The sequence below is a fragment of the Sphingomonas guangdongensis genome, from assembly GCF_900199185.1.
Taxonomy (GTDB): Bacteria; Pseudomonadota; Alphaproteobacteria; order Sphingomonadales; family Sphingomonadaceae; genus Sphingomonas; species Sphingomonas guangdongensis.
Window position 1 is genome coordinate 906,702 of record NZ_OBMI01000002.1, and the last position, 15,287, is coordinate 921,988.

Consider the following 15,287-nt stretch of genomic DNA (forward strand, 5'->3'; position numbering starts at 1 on the left):
ACTCTCCCGGTAGAGCATCGAGTCAAGCGCCCCGGGGCCCTTCCGCCCGGGCGCGCCCGCGCCTATGTTGACGGCTATGGCTAGTGGTCGGATCAATTCGCCCGAATCGATGAAGATGGCGAGCGACGTGTTTCACGCTTTCGGCGGTAGCTGGGAGGCGGTCGAGCAGGCCGCGGTGCCGCGCGCCGATGGTGTCCACGTCATCCCACGCCGCGCGATCGCCGACGCGTTGAAGAAAAAGTCTGCCTGAGCGTCACCGGAGGGTCGCCGCCATGGGCCTGACCCTCCTCGCGGTCGTGACGGCGGCGCTGCTGCTACCGGGCATCATCGCCGCACGCGCCATGTTCGAGGCGGCGCGCACGGCGGAGGTCGAACCGGTCATCCCCTCGCTCTCCGGCGCGACCGGCATCGCGCTTGCCGGCGGGTTCAGCGTCATCACCCACTGCCTCTACGTGCTCGCGCTGATCGTCGCCGCGGCGCTGCCGCCGTGGACGCCGCTGCCGCTCGCCGATCCATACGCCATTCTGCTGGCGGGCGATCCGGCCGGCGACCGGCTGCAGGTGGTGCTGGCGCTGGTGCTCGGCCTCATGTGGCTGATCGGCCTGGCGACGCTCATCGGCTTCGTTGCGGGTCGTTTCGTGCTCCGCTACGGCGATCCAGCGATCTTCTACGGCCCATTGGCGGAGGTCCTGCTCGCGGGGCGCGGTCCCAACCGCTTCATCAACGCCTACGTCCTGACCAAGGTGGGAGAGGAAGGCCGCTTCGTCGGCTATCGGGGAACGGTCGCGAGCCTGCTGCGCGATGAGAGTCGCGTGCCTGATCGCGTCGTCCTCAAGAACGTGGCAACCTTCTACCTCGACATACGCAGCGACGGCCCGCCGAAGCGCCGCGAGCAGCCGGAGACGATCGACTGGCTCGTCCTGACCGCCGCCGAGTGGTACAATATCGCATTCCGTGTGTACGAGATCGCGGAGGACGAGCCGGTGTCCTAACGGGCGAACGCAGCGGCGATCAGTCGCTTCGACTGCGCCCACGCCGCGCTTTCCGGCGCGACCAGTTCGACGTGGCCGGTTTTCGCAACGGTGTGGAGGTGGACGCGGTCGCCCTTTGCGGTCGCGCCCGCGACATAGTCGGTCGCCATGCGATAGGGGATGATCTTGTCCTCCCGGCCGTTGACAAGGTCCTGAGGCACGCCGAGCGGCCATAGGCGCGGTACGGAGGTGTCGGCGTAGGGTTCGGGGCGACCGCTGCCGACCAGCTTTGCGACTACGTCGGTACCGCAGCCATTGTCCGGGCTGCTGGCGGTCGCTTCCAGGTCGGGAAGACCGCCGAGGCTCACGACGTGCGCGATCGGGAGCGGATCGTCGGTCCGTAGCGGGCTGGTCGCCGGCAGCCTGCCGCGTGCCGCCAGCCACAGCGCCAGGTGCCCCCCCGCGGAATGGCCAACCGCGACGATGCGGCGCGTGTTGAGCCCGTAGTGCGCGGCGTGGGTGCGCAGCAGGTCGGCCGCCGCGGCCGCATCGGCAAAGGTGCCGGGATAGCCGCCGCCCGCCCGATCGACTCCGCGGTAATCGATGTTCCAGACCGCATAGCCGGCGCGGCGGAGGTCGTCGGCCACCCAGTTCATCAGGCTGCGATCGGCGATGCTCGTCTGCCAGCAGCCGCCGTGTACCATCAGCACCGTGCGGTGCGGCGGCGGCGTCGCGGGCAGCCACAGGTCCACCTTCTGCATCTGATCCGTGCCGTAGGAGAGCGTCTGGTCGGGCCGCGGCTGCGCTCGCTTGGCCAGGTCGGGCCAGGTCAGCAACTGAGCGTTGGCGGGCATCGCGGTCATCCCGAGCGCGGCGGCGAGAAGCAGGCGGAGCATCGCAGGTACCATAGCGTGTGCAGGCGAACGCCCGCCAGCCCGCGAATGCGCTCAACCCGTCCGCATGACCCGGAGGGTGCGCTCCGCCGGATCGACCGGATCAAGCAGGAACATGCCGTGGTCGCGCTGCGCGATCAGCCAGGCGACATGCGCCGGCGAGATCAGCTGGCCGGGCACCAGCCGCGGGACGCCGGGCGGCGCGGGCGCGATTACCTCCGCGGCGATGCGGCCGGCCGCCGCCTCGAACGAGACCTGCTCGACGGCGCCGAAGAAGGCGGCGGCCGGGTTCGCCGCCATCTCGATCGAGAGCGTGTCGAGGGTCGGCACGCTGCCGAGCGGCGCAAGGGCGATCGTGCCCTTTGCCAAGCGATCGACGGCGTCGGCCAGCCCGCGGGCGAGCGCGCGCACGTCGCGCTTGCCCGTGCCGGGGCTCAGCACCGCCAGCAGGTGGCGCGCGGTCGAGAGGCCGGCGGAAACGCGGTGGTGCTCGCTCAGCCAGTCGTCCAGCGCATAGGCCGACACGCCGAGTGCGCTGGTGTCGATCAGCACCTTGGTCTGGTCGAGCGCCGCGCCGGCGGGAAGATCGCCGGTGCCGAACACACGCAGGCCGGGGATCTCGGCCAGCAGCTCGCGCAGCAGCGCCGCCCGGCGGAGCGCGTGGTTCCACATCGACGCTCCCGTCAGCGCGTGCTGGCGGCGGGCCGCGTCCAGGCTCGCCAGGATCGGCACGGAGGGGCTGGTCGTCTCAAACAGCTCGTACGCCATCCACAGCCGCTGCTGATCGATCAGATTGCCGCGGGCGAGCAGCGCGGACCCTTGGGTCAGCGCGCCCATCGTCTTGTGCACGCTGTAGACCGCCATGTCGGCGCCCTGCGCCAGCGGATCGTCGGGCAGCGCGTCGCAGAAGGCAAAGGCGCCGCCCCATGCGGCATCGCAGATCAGCGGGATGTCGCGCGCGTGGCAGAGCCCGGCAAGCGCGGCGACGTCGCTGGTCACGCCGTAGTAGCTGGGTGAGACGATCACGACCGCCCTGGCGCCCGGATGCGCGTCGAGCGTTGCCGCGAGCGCGGCGGGATCGACGCCGTGCTCGACGTCCCAGGCCGGATCGACGATCGCGGGCACGCACGCCGCGTTCAGCCCTGCGACAAGCGCGTGGGCTCGCTCCGCCTTGTGGACATTGGCGGCGAACACGACGGTGTCGCCCGGTGCCGCCACCGCGGCGAGCGCGACGTGCAGGCTCTGGGTTGAACCGCCGGTCGCGAAGCGGCAGAACTCGGCACCCCACGCCTCCGCCGCGATCTCGTGCGCGCGTTGCAGCGCGTGGGCGCTCTCGGTGCGGTCGTCCAGCCCCTTGGGCGTGATCACGTCGGCGCGGAACAGCCGCTTGCCGAGCAGCGCCGTCAATCCCGGCGGTATCGCCGCACCCTGGTGATGAGCGGGCGCGCCGAAGCCGTGCAGCGGACGATGCTCGATCGCGGCGAGCGCATCGAGGAGCGGGGTCTGGTGCTGATCCATCGCCCGGCAGAGCGTGCGTAGCTAACGATCGTTCCCGCTCTGTCCGGTTCTGGCCCAACCAGCGCGAGGCTGCTAGACCGTCGCGTCCATGGCCAGCCAACCCGTCGACCCGATCATCGATGCACCGTTCGACAGCGCCTTGTCGGAGCGCTACCTGGTCTATGCCTTGTCCACGATCACGGCGCGCTCGCTGCCGGACGTCCGTGACGGGCTGAAGCCGGTGCACCGCCGCCTGTTGTGGGCGATGCGGCTGCTCCGCCTCGATCCGGCGAGCGGGTACAAGAAGTGCGCGCGCGTCGTCGGCGACGTGATCGGCAAATATCACCCGCACGGCGATGCGTCGGTCTACGATGCGATGGTGCGGCTCGCGCAGACCTTCGCACTCCGCTACCCGCTGGTCGACGGGCAGGGGAACTTCGGCAACATCGACGGCGATAATGCCGCCGCCTATCGCTACACCGAAGCCAGACTGACCCAGGTCGCGATCGACCTGATGGAGGGGCTGGACGAGGACGCAACCGACTTCCGCCCGACCTACAACGGCGAGGAGCAGGAGCCGGAGCTGTTTCCGGGGCCGTTCCCGAACCTGCTGGCGAACGGCGCCGCCGGCATTGCGGTCGGCATGGCGACCAGCATCCCGCCGCATAACGCCGCGGAACTGATCGACGCCGCCATCGCGCTGATCGACAACCCGCAGGCCGACGTCCTGGCGCACGTCAAAGGGCCGGACTTCCCGACCGGCGGTATCGTCGTCGACGCGCCGGCCGCCATCGCGGAGGCCTATGCGACCGGGCGCGGCAGCTTCCGCGTGCGCGCGCGGATCACCACGGAGCGGGAGAAGGGCGGCGGCTGGCAGCTGGTCGTGACCGAAATCCCGTACGGTGTGCCCAAGGGAAAGCTGATCGAGGGGATTGCTGCCCTCATCAACGACAAGCGCCTGCCGATCCTGGCCGATGTTCGCGACGAGAGCGACGAACAGGTGCGGATCGTGCTGGAGCCGCGGGCCCGCACGGTGGACCCGGCGACGCTGACCGACAGCCTCTATCGCCTGTCGGACCTCGAGGTGCGCGTACCGCTCAACCTCAACGTGCTCGACAAGACGCGGACCCCGCGGGTCATGCCGCTGCGTGACGCGCTCGCGGCCTGGGTCGAGCATTGCTTCGTGGTGCTGCGCCGCCGATCGGAGCACCGTCTCGCGAAGATCGGCGACCGGCTGGAGCTGCTCGGCGGCTATCTGATCGCCTATCTGAACCTCGACCGCGTGGTCGAGATCATCCGGACGGAGGATGAGCCCAAGCCCGTGATGATCGTCGAGTTCGGTCTGACCGACCGGCAGGCGGAGGCGATCCTGAATATGCGGTTGCGGTCGCTGCGCCGGCTGGAGGAGATGGAGCTCGTCCGCGAGCGCGACGCGCTGACGAAGGAGAAGGGTGAGCTCGAGCTGCTGCTCTCCTCCGACGCGCGGCAGCGTACGCGCCTTAAGCGCGACCTTACCAAGGTCCGCGACCGCTACGGCGCCGAGACTGCGCTCGGCAAGCGCCGCACCGATGTGGAGGAGGCGGCGCCCGCCCGCGAGATCCCGCCGGAGGCGATGATCGAGCGCGAGCCGATCACCGTGATCCTGTCGCAGCGGGGCTGGATCCGGGCGATGCGGGGACACGTCGAACTCGCGAGCGCCGAGACGCTGAAGTTCAAGGAAGGCGACGGGCCGCTGTTCGCCTTTCACGCCCATACCACCGACAAGCTGCTGCTCGCCGCCGACACCGGACGCTTCTATACGCTTGCCGCCGACAAGCTGCCGGGCGGCCGCGGCTTCGGCGAGCCGGTTCGGCTGATGATCGATCTGGATGGTAGCGCGGGGATCGTCGCGCTGCTGCGGGCCGGGGCGGCCGAGCGGCTGCTGGTCGCGGCGAGTGACGGGCGTGGCTTCGTCGTCAAGGTCGCCGACACCATCGCCGAGACGCGGAAAGGCAAGACGGTGGTCTCGCCACGCGCGGGCGCGAAACTGACGATCGTGCGCCCGGTCGCGCCCGATCACGACTATGTTGCGGCGGTGGGTGACAATCGCAAGCTGCTGGTCTTCCCCCTCTCCGAGCTGGTCGAGCTGGCGCGCGGACAGGGCGTGCAGCTCCAGCGGTTCCGCGACGGCGGCCTCTCCGACGTCACCACCTTCCGCTACGCCGCGGGTCTCAGCTGGACGATGGGCGGGGAGGCGGGGCGGACCCGGACGGAAGCCGACATGAGCCCGTGGCGCGCGGCGCGCGGTGCGGCCGGACGAATGCCGCCAACCGGTTTTCCCCGCGACAATCGGTTCTGATCCGGCGCGGGCCGGGCCCTTCAGATCCTAAGACTCCCCATTGCTGCGAACAGCTTAGGACCGGCTTAACCATTGGGCGGGTAGCGCCGCGGGCGTGATGCTGTTCCGCAAGCGGCCTGCCGCCTCCGAGCTCGTGCCCCTTGCGCCCACGCCGCTGTCCGATGCCACGCGCGTGCTGGAGCAGCAGCATGTCGAGCCGGTGCTCGACCTCTTGCCCATTCCCGCCACCATCGTCCGCCATTCCGGCGACGCCCTGGTGCTGGAGGCGAGCAACCAACCGTTTCGCGCGGCCGGCTTTGGCGGAGCGACGGCCGACGTATCGCCGTTCCTGCGCCTGCTCGGCGGTCGACTGAGCGACTTTCTCCGCTCGGACGAGCTGCACCGTTCTTTCGCTTGGCAGACCGGCGACGCGATCGAGCCGCGCTACTTTCGCGTGACCTTTGCCCGGCGCCGCGGCACCGAGCGCGACGGGCGCTGCTTCGTCGCTTTGGTCGATCAGACCGGCGAGCAGCGGACCGAGATCAGTCTGCGCCGCGAGATGATGTCGGACAGCCTGACCGGCCTGCCCAACCGCGGCGGCTTCGGCGATGAGGTGGAGGCGTCCTTCTCCCCCGATGCTGCCGATCGGCATGCGGTCATGATCGTCAACCTCAACCGCTTCAGCCGCGTCAACGCCTGCATGGGCAGCCTGGCCGGCGACGAACTGCTGATCTCCGTCGCGCGCCGGATCAAGGGCGCGCTGCGCGGGCGCGACACGCTGGCCCGGATCGGCGGGGACGAGTTCGGCGTCCTGCTTCAAACCGACGACGGCGCGGCCGACGCGCTGATGGTGGCGGAGCGGATCGGGGCGGCGCTGGCGGCGCCGTTCCGCCTCACCGACTTCGAGATCCGGATCGATTGCTCGATCGGCATCGCACTCGGCAAGGACGACATCGCCGAGCCGGAGGACCTGATCCGCCACGCGCAGGTCGCGGTGAAGCGCGCCAAGAAGACCGGCAATACCGAACTTTACAACCACTCGACCTTTGATGTGGTCCGCACCCAATTCGGGATTGAGACCGCACTGCGCCGCGCGATCGACAATGGCGACATGCGGCTAAGCTTTCAGCCGATCTGCGACCTGGCGACAGGGCGGATCGTGTCGTTCGAGTCACTCGCACGCTGGGCGCCGGACGGGCGCGAGGTGTCGCCGTCGGACTTCATCCCGGTGGCGGAGGAGTGCGGCCTGATCGTGCCGCTCGGCCGCTGGGCGATGGACGAGGCGGCGCGAACAATCGCCGCCTGGGACAAGCGGGCCGGTGGCTATTGCGGGGCGAACCTCGCGGTCAACCTGTCGGCGATCCAGCTGCAGCGCGACCAGATCGCATCGCTTGTCGGCCGCACCCTCGACAGCCACGGCGTCGCGGGCAGTCGCATGATGCTGGAGCTGACGGAAAGCGCGATCGTCAGCGATCCCGACCGGATCGCCGAGACGCTCCATGCGCTGAAAGAGCTGGGCGCGACGATCGCCATGGATGACTTCGGCACCGGCTATTCCAACCTGGCGGTGCTGCAGCGACTGCCGATCGATGTTCTGAAGATCGATCGGAGCTTCGTGTCGGGCATGCTGAGCGACCGCGACAAGGTCGCCATCGTCCGCGCGGTGCTCAGCCTCGCCCAGGCGCTCGGCATGCGGACCACCGCTGAGGGCATTGAGACCAACGAGCTCGCACAGACGCTCGCCGCGCTCGGCTGCAGCTACGGCCAAGGTTTCCTCTACGCGCGCCCGCTGGAGGCGGATGCCGCGTTTCAGCTGCTCTCCGCGCGCAACGCCGCGTCGACCGCCTGATCGACGATCGCAGCTAGGGCGTCGCCGTCCGGAAAGCCGGCGGCGATCCAGGCATCTTCGATCCCGTGCAGCGTCGCCGCGACCAGCGGCCCGCGGCTGAGCCCGCGCCCGACGAGCACGCCGCCGCTCACCGGCAGGCGCGGCGGCACCCAGCCGGCGAGCGCCGCGATGTCGGCGAGTGGTCGGTCCGAGAGCAGCAGGCGATCGATCGCTCCTTCGATGCCCAGCCGATAGCCGAGCGCCTGGGGCGAGAAGTCGCCAGCGTCTTCCGCCGCAATCTCCAGGCGCTTGCGCTGCAAATTCGAGAGCTTCAGCCGGGCGCCGACCTCCGCCACCGCGTCGCGCGGCAGCAGCGCGACGAGACGGCGGAGCGGATCGGGCGCAATGCCGACCGCCGCCTCCCGCTGGGCGAGCCATGTCAGCCGATCGGTCGACGCAACCTCCGGCAGCACCGGCAGCAGGATGCCGTGGTCCAGCATCAACGCCGTGACCCGCACCGCATCGCGCGCGACCAGCAGCTTCAGCAGCTCGTCGCGGATCCGCTCGCGTGAGAGCGCCATCAGGTCGTTGGCGCGGCGGCTGCACGCCGCCAGCCCGTCCGCGTCGGGTGCATCACCGAAGCGCGCGAGGAAGCGGAAGAAGCGCAGGATGCGCAGGTGATCCTCCGCGATCCGGATGAGCGGATCGCCGATGAAGCGCACCCGCCGCTCGGCTAGATCATCAAGACCCCCGAAGTAGTCGAACACCGCGCCGGTCAGCGGATCGGCGTAGAGCGCGTTTATGGCGAAGTCGCGCCGGGCCGCGTCCTCCCGCCAGTCGGAGGTAAAGGCGACGGTCGCGTGGCGACCATCGGTCGCGAGGTCGCGCCGCAGGGTGGTGACTTCGACCGGGCCGCTCTCGATCACCGCGGTGATCGTGCCGTGAGCGAGGCCGGTCGGCACCGCCCTGATCCGTGCGGCGTCCAGCCGGTCAAGCACCGCCTCGGGCGCGTGGACGGTCGCGAGATCGACGTCGGCTACGTCGAGTCCGAGCAGCGTGTCGCGCACGGCGCCGCCGACGAAGCGCACCTCCCCCGCCGCGGCGCCGAGCACCGTGCAGAGTTCGTCCAGGCCGGCGCGGGCACGCCAGGGCGCGTCGGGGAGTGACGTCATGACAGTCGGCGCGTCAGGTTGATCAGGATCGCCGCGGTTGCTCCCCAGATACGCCGGCCTTCCCATTCGATCTCGAAATAGTCGCGCCGCACGCCGCGGTACATCGCCGTGGCCGGTCGGTGGTTGGCGGGATCGAGAAGGAAGGCGAGCGGCACCTCGAACACCTCGGCGACCTCCGCCTCGTGCGGGACAAGCGGCAGGTCCGGCGGGACGATGCCGAGCACGGGCGTGATGAGGTAGTTGGTGCCGGTCCGGTAGCGATCGATCGCGCCGACGACCTGCACGGCGGCGGGATCGAGCGCAATCTCCTCCTCCGCCTCGCGCAGCGCCGCCGCGACCGCATCGGCGTCGCCCGGATCGACGCGGCCGCCGGGCAGCGCGACCTGACCGGCATGCTGGCGTAGCTGCTCCGTCCGGCGGGTCAGGATCACGCCGGGCTCGGCGCGGTCGGTGACGGCGATCAGCACCGCAGCCTCCGCGGCGGGAGGCGCATCGTCCAGCTCCAGCTCGCGCAGGTCGGCGCGGAGCAGCTCCAGTTCATGGTCCGCTCGGGTCGCGGTCGCGGCGCTCAGCCGCTCGATCAGGGTCACGCGGGCTCCAGCGGGAAGAAGGCGCCGTTGCTCAGGATGCCGGGCCGGTCCGCGTCAGTTTCGAGCGCGAGGGCGACCAGCTCGTAGTAGACAGGCCGGGCGACCAGCGCCTCCAGTCCGCCGCGGACGTGGAGGTAGGGGCGAGGACCATCGGCGGCCTGTGCGAAGCGCAAGGCGTGCTCCGGCCCCGCGATCACCAGATCGCCGGTGTTGAGCTGAAACGCGACCCGACCGTTCGCGGCCTTCATCGCGGTGGCCACGAAGGGCGCATCCTCGACCGCGATGTCGAGCTTCTCGCCCGGCGTGACCAGCACGTAGCCGCCGTCGGGCTCCCGCCGCAGGATCGAGGCAAACTTGCGCACCATCCCGCGGCGGCCGATCGGCGCTCCCTGGTGATACCAGGTGCCGTCGCGTGCGATCCGCATCTCGCTGTCGCCGCAGTGGGCGGGGTGCCAGCGCTCGACCGGAGCAGGGATCGCCGCCGCGATGGCCGCCGCAACCTCATCCATCGTCAGCACGTGGAGATCGGGCGGGGGCGGCATCGGCATGGCGGCGATGTAGCGCGGGAGTGGCGAAAGGAAAGGCTACAGCCCCTCGCCGCCAACCCAGTGCGCGTTGGAGAGCCGCCGCGCGAGCGACCACGTCTGGGTGCGGATGTCGGGCACCGCCACGATCTCCCAGAAGGCGCCGCGCGTCATCGGGCCGAGCGCATAGAGCCAGGCGGACGCGCGCCCTCCGCCATCGATGGTCGCGGCGCTCGCGTCGACGTCGATGCCGAGGTGGGCGGCGTCCGGGCGGATCAGCCCGCGCTCGCGCAGGCTCGCCAGCAGCGGCTCGGCGGTGCGGGTCAGGTCGCCCTGCGGACCGATCGCGTTGACGATCCGGGTGACGGGCAGCACCACTTCCTCGTCGCGGCCGCGAGGCCGCCAGTGAACCGCAACGCCGGTCGCCGTCGCTTCGAAACGCGCCGGCTTGCCCGCCACCACCTGCAGCTGCCCGCGCGCGATCATCGCCTGGAGCCGGTCGTGGACCTCGGGCGCCAGACGGTGGCGGTGGACGTCCCACCAGGGGCGCAGGTGCCGCAGGAAGCGGGCGCGCTCTGCGTCGCTCGCGTTCGCCCACATGGCTTGTGTGAACGGGCGGAGCTCGTCCACGGCCTGGCGCCAGCCGATCGCGGTCCCGCGGTCCCGCACGCGCCGGACCAGCGCGGACGCGGAAAGTTTCGGCCGCTCGTTGATCCGCTGCCACGCCGCGCCCGCGCGGTCGTGCGGCCGCGGCAGCAGCCCGCGGCGCGACATCGCGACGATCTCCCCGCCGAAGCCGTTCGCCTCCAGCATCAGTGCGACATCGACCGCGGTCAGCCCGCTGCCGATGATCAGCACCCGGTCCGTGTCGACCAGCCCGGCGGCGATGTCCGCATCCCAGGGATCGCCGAAGTAGCGTGCGCCGGGGAGTGTCTCGGGCCGCAGCCCGGGAGGCGTGTGGGGTGGCAGGTTACCGACCGCGAGCACCGCCGCGTCGGCCCGGACGGTTGTGCCGTCGGCGAAGCGGACGCAGGCGGTGCCGTCATGGATCACGTCCGTCACCTCGCCGGTCACGATCCGCAACCGATCGGGCGCGCGGGCGGCGGCGGCGGCGAGCTGTTCGGCCAGGTAGATGCCGTAGGTCAGCCGCGGGATGAAGGCGCTCGGCGCCTCCCGCACGCCGCGCGCCTCCAGCCAGCGGACGAAGTGGCCCGAATCGTCAGGGAGCGCGCTCATGTTGCCGGCGCGGACGTTTAGAACATGGTCCGGGTGCGCGGCGCCGTAAGCCAGCCCCTTGCCGACGACCGGGCGCCGCTCGATCAGCGTCGCGCGCGGCCCCTCGTGACGCAGCAGGTTGATCGCCTGGAGCGCGCCGGAGAAGCCTCCGCCGATGATGGCGACATGCTCGATGCCCACGCGACGGTCGCTAGATCTCGTACTCGGGCCGCCACTCGGGCTGCTGATAGGCGGGCGGCGGGCTGCCGGGCTGGCGCGCGACCATCTGCGAATACAGCCGCTTGACCGTGTTGCTGCCGGTCCGGGTGAACAGGTTGGGCAGCAGCCCGTGGATCATGCAGGCGACGCCCCCCGCGATCAGCCGCGCACCGAAGCTGGTCGCGACACCGAGGTGCTCGGCGTAGCTCTCGCCGACACTGCGCGGGTGGTCACGGAACCAGCGATCGATCAGGGTGCCAGGCATGATCGTACCATAGCGCGCTAGGGCCGGGGTGTCAGCGCCCCCTGGCGCTGACGCTCGCGCTCGTAATCGATCGAGTCGAGGATTCGCCCGCCCGCCATGAACACCGCGATTGGGCACACCGCGAACAGCAGCCACCCGCCCCAGCCAGGGTATTGCTGCAGATAGTGGACGCCGCGCTCCGTCGCGCCGACCGCGAGACCGTAGATGACGAGGAACGCCTCGAACTTGGTCTTGATGGTGAACAGCTTTTTGACGCGCGACCACATGCCTGAACGTTAAGCAGGTGGCGTGCCAACCGCAAGAAACCGCGGATCCCGCGTTAAGGCGCTTGGTTACCTGTCAATCAATTCGACAAGGTCGAGCGCGGCGAGCAGCGCGCGGTAGGCGCGCTCGATCTGCGCAATCAGGTCGGGATCACCGATCGAGTTGAAGGCGATCGCCGCCGGCCAATGCTCCTCCACCACCCCGGCGATCCGATCGATACGCGCGTCATCGACGAGGAAGCGGGGATCAACGGTCGCGGGGTCGGCAACGACGCGCAGCCGCAGACAGGCGGGGCCGCCGCCGTTCGCCATCGACTCGCGCACGTCCACCACCTCCACGCGCCGGATCGGGCCGTTGCCGGCGAGATGAGCCTGGAGCCACGACCAGACGCTCGGCGTGGCGCGCGCCTCCGCCGGCACGATCAGCGTCGTCGTGCCGTCCGGCAGCGTCACCAGCTGCGCGTTGAACAGGTAGGATCGGATCGCGTCCTCAAGGCTGACCGCGGCGGCCGGCACCTCGACGATCTCGACCGACGGCAAGCGGGCGCGCAGCGCGTCGAAGAAGCGCTGCCTGTCGTCGAACGCCTGCTCGTGCGCGAGTAGGACCTGGAGGTTGGCGACCGCGACCACGTCGTTGTGGAAGGCGCCAGCGGCGATCGCTTCGGCCGACTGCCGAACAAGCAGCGCGTCCACGCCGTGGCGACGAGCGACGGCCGCGCTCGCCTCACGGTGCTGACGCGCCGGGAAGTGTCCGCCACCCTCGCCGTAGACGAACACCTCGACGCCGGGTGCATCGTGCGCCTCAGCCAGCCGCATGTGGTTGGCCGCGCCCTCGTCACCGAAGGGCGGCGGGATCGGCGCGTGCACTGCGAAGCTCGGGTGAGCGAAGGCGAGAAGCAACTGCGCGAGCGTCGCCGGCCACTCGTGGCTGCGATGCGGCATGGTTCCGAGGTTGGCGACCGTCAGATGGCAGCGCCCGTCGGCGGTGTCGGCGGCGGGCGAGACGGTGGCGGCATTGGCCGCCCACATCGGCGAGGCGGACAGCGCCTGCGCGCGCAGGTGCGATGGAGCGTGCGCGTAATCCGTGGCCAGCCTCGTGAGCCACGCATGGTCTGGGCGCGGGTGGGGCAGGAGGATGCCCTGGGTCAGCCCGAGCGCCAGATTGGCTCGCATCTTGGCCAGCCCCTGCAGCGCCGCCGCACGCGGATGCGACGTCGCGCCAGCATTGCCGGTGGCGGCGAGGTTGCCGGGGCTCAGCCCGGCATAGTTGTGGCTCGGCCCGACGATCCCGTCGAAATTGATCTCGCGGATCATCGCAGTGCCTCAGCGCGCGACATGGCTGATCGTGTCGCCCGCAGTCACGTTCAGCGTGCTGGCGCTCGCCGGATCGATGATGCCGTCGGCGAAATGGCCGAGGCAGGCGCGGAAATGCCGCAGCCGCCCGGTCGCGAGCAGGGCGGGTGCCTTCAGCGCGGCGACCGCCGTGACCTCCGCATCGCGGGCGCCCCGAATGGTTGCGACCTGGTCCGTCCGCGCGGTCATGGTCGGGCCGCCGTCGAAGATGTCGACGTACTGCTCGAACGCGAAGCCTTCGTTCTCCAGCATCCGCATCGCGGCGCGCCCGGTCGGGTGCGGCAGCCCGACGACCGCGCGGGCGTGTTCGCCGAGCATGGCCGTATAGATCGGGTGCTTGGGCATCAGGTCGGCGATGAACTGGTTGCCGTTCACCGCATTGAAGGCGTCGGCCTCCTGGAAGTTCATCCCGAAGAAACGGCCAGCGACGCCGTCCCAGAACGGCGATCCGCCCGCCTCGTCGATCACGCCGCGCAGCTCGGCGAGGATGCGGTCGGCGAAGCGCGCGCGGTGGGCGCGGATGAACAGGTAGCGGCTGCGCGCGAGCAGCAGGCCGAGCCCGCCCGCGCGCTCGGCCGGGTGGAGGAACAGCCCGCCGACCTCGCTCGACCCTTCCAGGTCGTTGACCAGGCTCAGCACCTCGGCGCGGAAGGTGCGGGCGAGCTCCACCGAGTGCTTGGTGATGGTGCCGATGCGATAGCTGTAGAAGGGCCAGTGCTGGCCGACCTGGGTGAAAATCTGGCAGGTCCCGCGCACGTCGCCCGTGGCCAGATCCTCCAGCACCAGCACGAACAGCTCGTCGGTGAGCGTGTCCTCGTCGCGCGCGAAGGCGGCGGCGCTGCGCTCCAGCTTGGCGGAAAGCGCCTGCTTGTCGGGCGGCAGGTTGGTGAAGCCGCCGCCGGTCAGCTTCGCCATCTCGTAGAGGTGCTGCAGGTCGGCGTCGGTCGCCGGGCGGATGAGGTGGGTCACGGCGCGCCCTTCTCGACGATGCGGACGATGGTGAGCGCCGCCAATTGCGCGCGTTCGGGCAGGCTTTCCGGAATCAGATACTCGTCGGCGGAGTGGATGGCGCCGCCGCGCGCGCCCATCGTGTCGACCACGGGCACGCCGCAGGCGGCGATGTTGTTGCCGTCGCAGACTCCTCCGGTCGCGGCGAAGCCGACCGATACGTCGAGCGCGGCGCCCGCGGCCGCTACCATGTCCTGCAAGGCTTTGATCTTGTCACTCGATGGCTTGGGCGAACGATTGAAGCTGCCGTGAGAGGTAATCTCAACCTCGTGCTCGGCCGCGACCATATTCACTGCCGAGCGCAGGTGGGTCGACGCCCGCTCGACGTCGTCGAGCGTCGCGGGCCGGAAGTTCACGCGCAGGATCGCCAGATCGGGCACGACATTGTTCGGTCCACCGCCGTCGATCCGCGCCGGATTGACGCCGAGGCGCGGGCCGGCGGCGTTGCGCAGCCTGACCGCGAGGTCGGCGGCGGCGACCAGTGCGTTGCGCCCGTCCTCCGGATTGCGCCCGGCGTGCGCGCTGCGTCCCCGCACGACCAGCGAGAAATTGCCGGTGCCGCCACGCGCGCCGGCGAGCGTGCCGTCGGCGAGCGCTGGCTCGAAGGTCAGCGCCGCCACCTTGCCGCGGCAGGCCCGCTCGATCAGCGCCGCGGAGGAGAAGGAGCCGGTCTCCTCGTCCGCGTTGATGACGACCTCATAGCCAAGCCGGCTCGAAAGCGACGATCGCTCGACCGCCTCCAGCGCGGCGAGCATGATCGCGAGCCCGCCCTTCATGTCGGCCACGCCGGGGCCGTTGATCCGACCATCCGGGAGCGTGCGAACGGACTGGAACGGGTGGTCGGCCGGGTACACCGTGTCCATGTGGCCGGTGAAGAGCATCTGGACGGGGGCGTCCGGCCGGACACGCAGGTGCAGGTGGCGACCGTGTGCCAGCGGTTCGACTTCGCCGTCCGGCGCGACCCGCTCGACGAACGTCGGATCGACGTAGCCGAGCGTGCCGGGCAGCGTGCCGAAGGCGTCGGCGAGCAGATCGGCCACGCGCGCCAGCCCGGGAAGGTTGCCCGTGCCGCTGTTGATGGCGCTCCAGGCGAGCGTCCGCTCGCGCATCGGCGACGCCGCGGCGCGTGCGATCAGCTCCTGCTCGGTGCGCGACAGCCTCCCCATGCAGGC

15 protein-coding genes are annotated in these 15,287 nt (G+C 70.4%); 4 read left to right on the forward strand and 11 right to left on the reverse strand.

Annotation, left to right across the window (positions count from 1 at the left end):
- The first annotated feature begins 76 nt into the window (after positions 1 to 76).
- Both CRO12_RS18030 and CRO12_RS11605 read left to right on the forward strand, forming a co-directional pair.
- Positions 77 to 250, forward strand: coding sequence for a hypothetical protein (locus CRO12_RS18030; protein WP_179640988.1), 174 nt, complete (start codon positions 77 to 79; stop codon positions 248 to 250).
- 22 nt (positions 251 to 272) lie between these two features.
- Positions 273 to 992 carry a hypothetical protein gene (locus tag CRO12_RS11605; RefSeq protein WP_097064152.1) on the forward strand — a complete coding sequence of 240 codons (720 nt, stop codon included), beginning with the start codon at positions 273 to 275 and terminating at the stop codon, positions 990 to 992.
- On the opposite strand, the gene CRO12_RS11610 is transcribed toward CRO12_RS11605, so the two are convergent.
- Both CRO12_RS11610 and CRO12_RS11615 read right to left on the reverse strand, forming a co-directional pair.
- Positions 989 to 1,867 (reverse strand): alpha/beta hydrolase, encoded by an 879-nt coding sequence (locus tag CRO12_RS11610; protein ID WP_245858422.1) that lies wholly within the window; start codon positions 1,865 to 1,867, stop codon positions 989 to 991. The genes CRO12_RS11605 and CRO12_RS11610 overlap by 4 nt on opposite strands.
- Positions 1,868 to 1,918: 51 nt before the next feature.
- Positions 1,919 to 3,382: an aminotransferase class I/II-fold pyridoxal phosphate-dependent enzyme gene (locus tag CRO12_RS11615; RefSeq protein ID WP_097064153.1), complete on the reverse strand. Its 1,464-nt coding sequence runs from the start codon at positions 3,380 to 3,382 to the stop codon at positions 1,919 to 1,921.
- Positions 3,383 to 3,470: 88 nt separating this feature from the next.
- On the opposite strand from CRO12_RS11615, the gene parC reads away from it, so the two are divergent.
- Both parC and CRO12_RS11625 read left to right on the forward strand, forming a co-directional pair.
- Positions 3,471 to 5,699, forward strand: a complete 2,229-nt coding sequence (gene parC / locus CRO12_RS11620) for a DNA topoisomerase IV subunit A (RefSeq protein ID WP_097064154.1) — start codon at positions 3,471 to 3,473, stop codon at positions 5,697 to 5,699.
- Between the two features lie 97 nt (positions 5,700 to 5,796).
- Positions 5,797 to 7,527: a putative bifunctional diguanylate cyclase/phosphodiesterase gene (locus CRO12_RS11625; RefSeq protein WP_097064155.1), complete on the forward strand. Its 1,731-nt coding sequence runs from the start codon at positions 5,797 to 5,799 to the stop codon at positions 7,525 to 7,527.
- Here the strand turns inward: CRO12_RS11625 and CRO12_RS11630 are convergent.
- The 9 genes from CRO12_RS11630 to CRO12_RS11670 form a co-directional block, all read right to left on the reverse strand.
- Positions 7,488 to 8,678, reverse strand: a complete 1,191-nt coding sequence (locus CRO12_RS11630; RefSeq protein WP_097064156.1) for a CCA tRNA nucleotidyltransferase — start codon at positions 8,676 to 8,678, stop codon at positions 7,488 to 7,490. The two genes, CRO12_RS11625 and CRO12_RS11630, sit on opposite strands and share 40 nt — an antisense overlap.
- Positions 8,675 to 9,268 carry a CoA pyrophosphatase gene (locus tag CRO12_RS11635; protein ID WP_097064157.1) on the reverse strand — a complete coding sequence of 198 codons (594 nt, stop codon included), beginning with the start codon at positions 9,266 to 9,268 and terminating at the stop codon, positions 8,675 to 8,677. The genes CRO12_RS11630 and CRO12_RS11635 overlap by 4 nt, the downstream gene beginning before the upstream one ends.
- Positions 9,265 to 9,816, reverse strand: a complete 552-nt coding sequence (locus CRO12_RS11640) for a DUF1285 domain-containing protein (protein ID WP_097064158.1) — start codon at positions 9,814 to 9,816, stop codon at positions 9,265 to 9,267. The genes CRO12_RS11635 and CRO12_RS11640 overlap by 4 nt, the downstream gene beginning before the upstream one ends.
- A 36-nt stretch (positions 9,817 to 9,852) precedes the next feature.
- Positions 9,853 to 11,208, reverse strand: coding sequence for an FAD/NAD(P)-binding protein (locus tag CRO12_RS11645; protein WP_245858424.1), 1,356 nt, complete (start codon positions 11,206 to 11,208; stop codon positions 9,853 to 9,855).
- A gap of 10 nt (positions 11,209 to 11,218) precedes the next feature.
- Positions 11,219 to 11,479 (reverse strand): DUF6356 family protein, encoded by a 261-nt coding sequence (locus CRO12_RS11650; protein ID WP_097064332.1) that lies wholly within the window; start codon positions 11,477 to 11,479, stop codon positions 11,219 to 11,221.
- 29 nt (positions 11,480 to 11,508) lie between these two features.
- A complete protein-coding gene (locus CRO12_RS11655) occupies positions 11,509 to 11,757 on the reverse strand; it encodes a hypothetical protein (RefSeq protein WP_097064159.1) in 249 nt (82 codons plus the stop codon).
- Between the two features lie 66 nt (positions 11,758 to 11,823).
- Positions 11,824 to 13,068: an N-succinylarginine dihydrolase gene (locus CRO12_RS11660; protein ID WP_097064160.1), complete on the reverse strand. Its 1,245-nt coding sequence runs from the start codon at positions 13,066 to 13,068 to the stop codon at positions 11,824 to 11,826.
- A gap of 9 nt (positions 13,069 to 13,077) precedes the next feature.
- Positions 13,078 to 14,076, reverse strand: a complete 999-nt coding sequence (locus CRO12_RS11665; RefSeq protein ID WP_097064161.1) for an arginine N-succinyltransferase — start codon at positions 14,074 to 14,076, stop codon at positions 13,078 to 13,080.
- Complete coding sequence (locus tag CRO12_RS11670) at positions 14,073 to 15,281, reverse strand: hydrolase (RefSeq protein WP_097064162.1); 1,209 nt, start codon at positions 15,279 to 15,281, stop codon at positions 14,073 to 14,075. Before CRO12_RS11670 ends, CRO12_RS11665 begins: the two co-directional genes overlap by 4 nt.
- Positions 15,282 to 15,287: the final 6 nt, after the last annotated feature.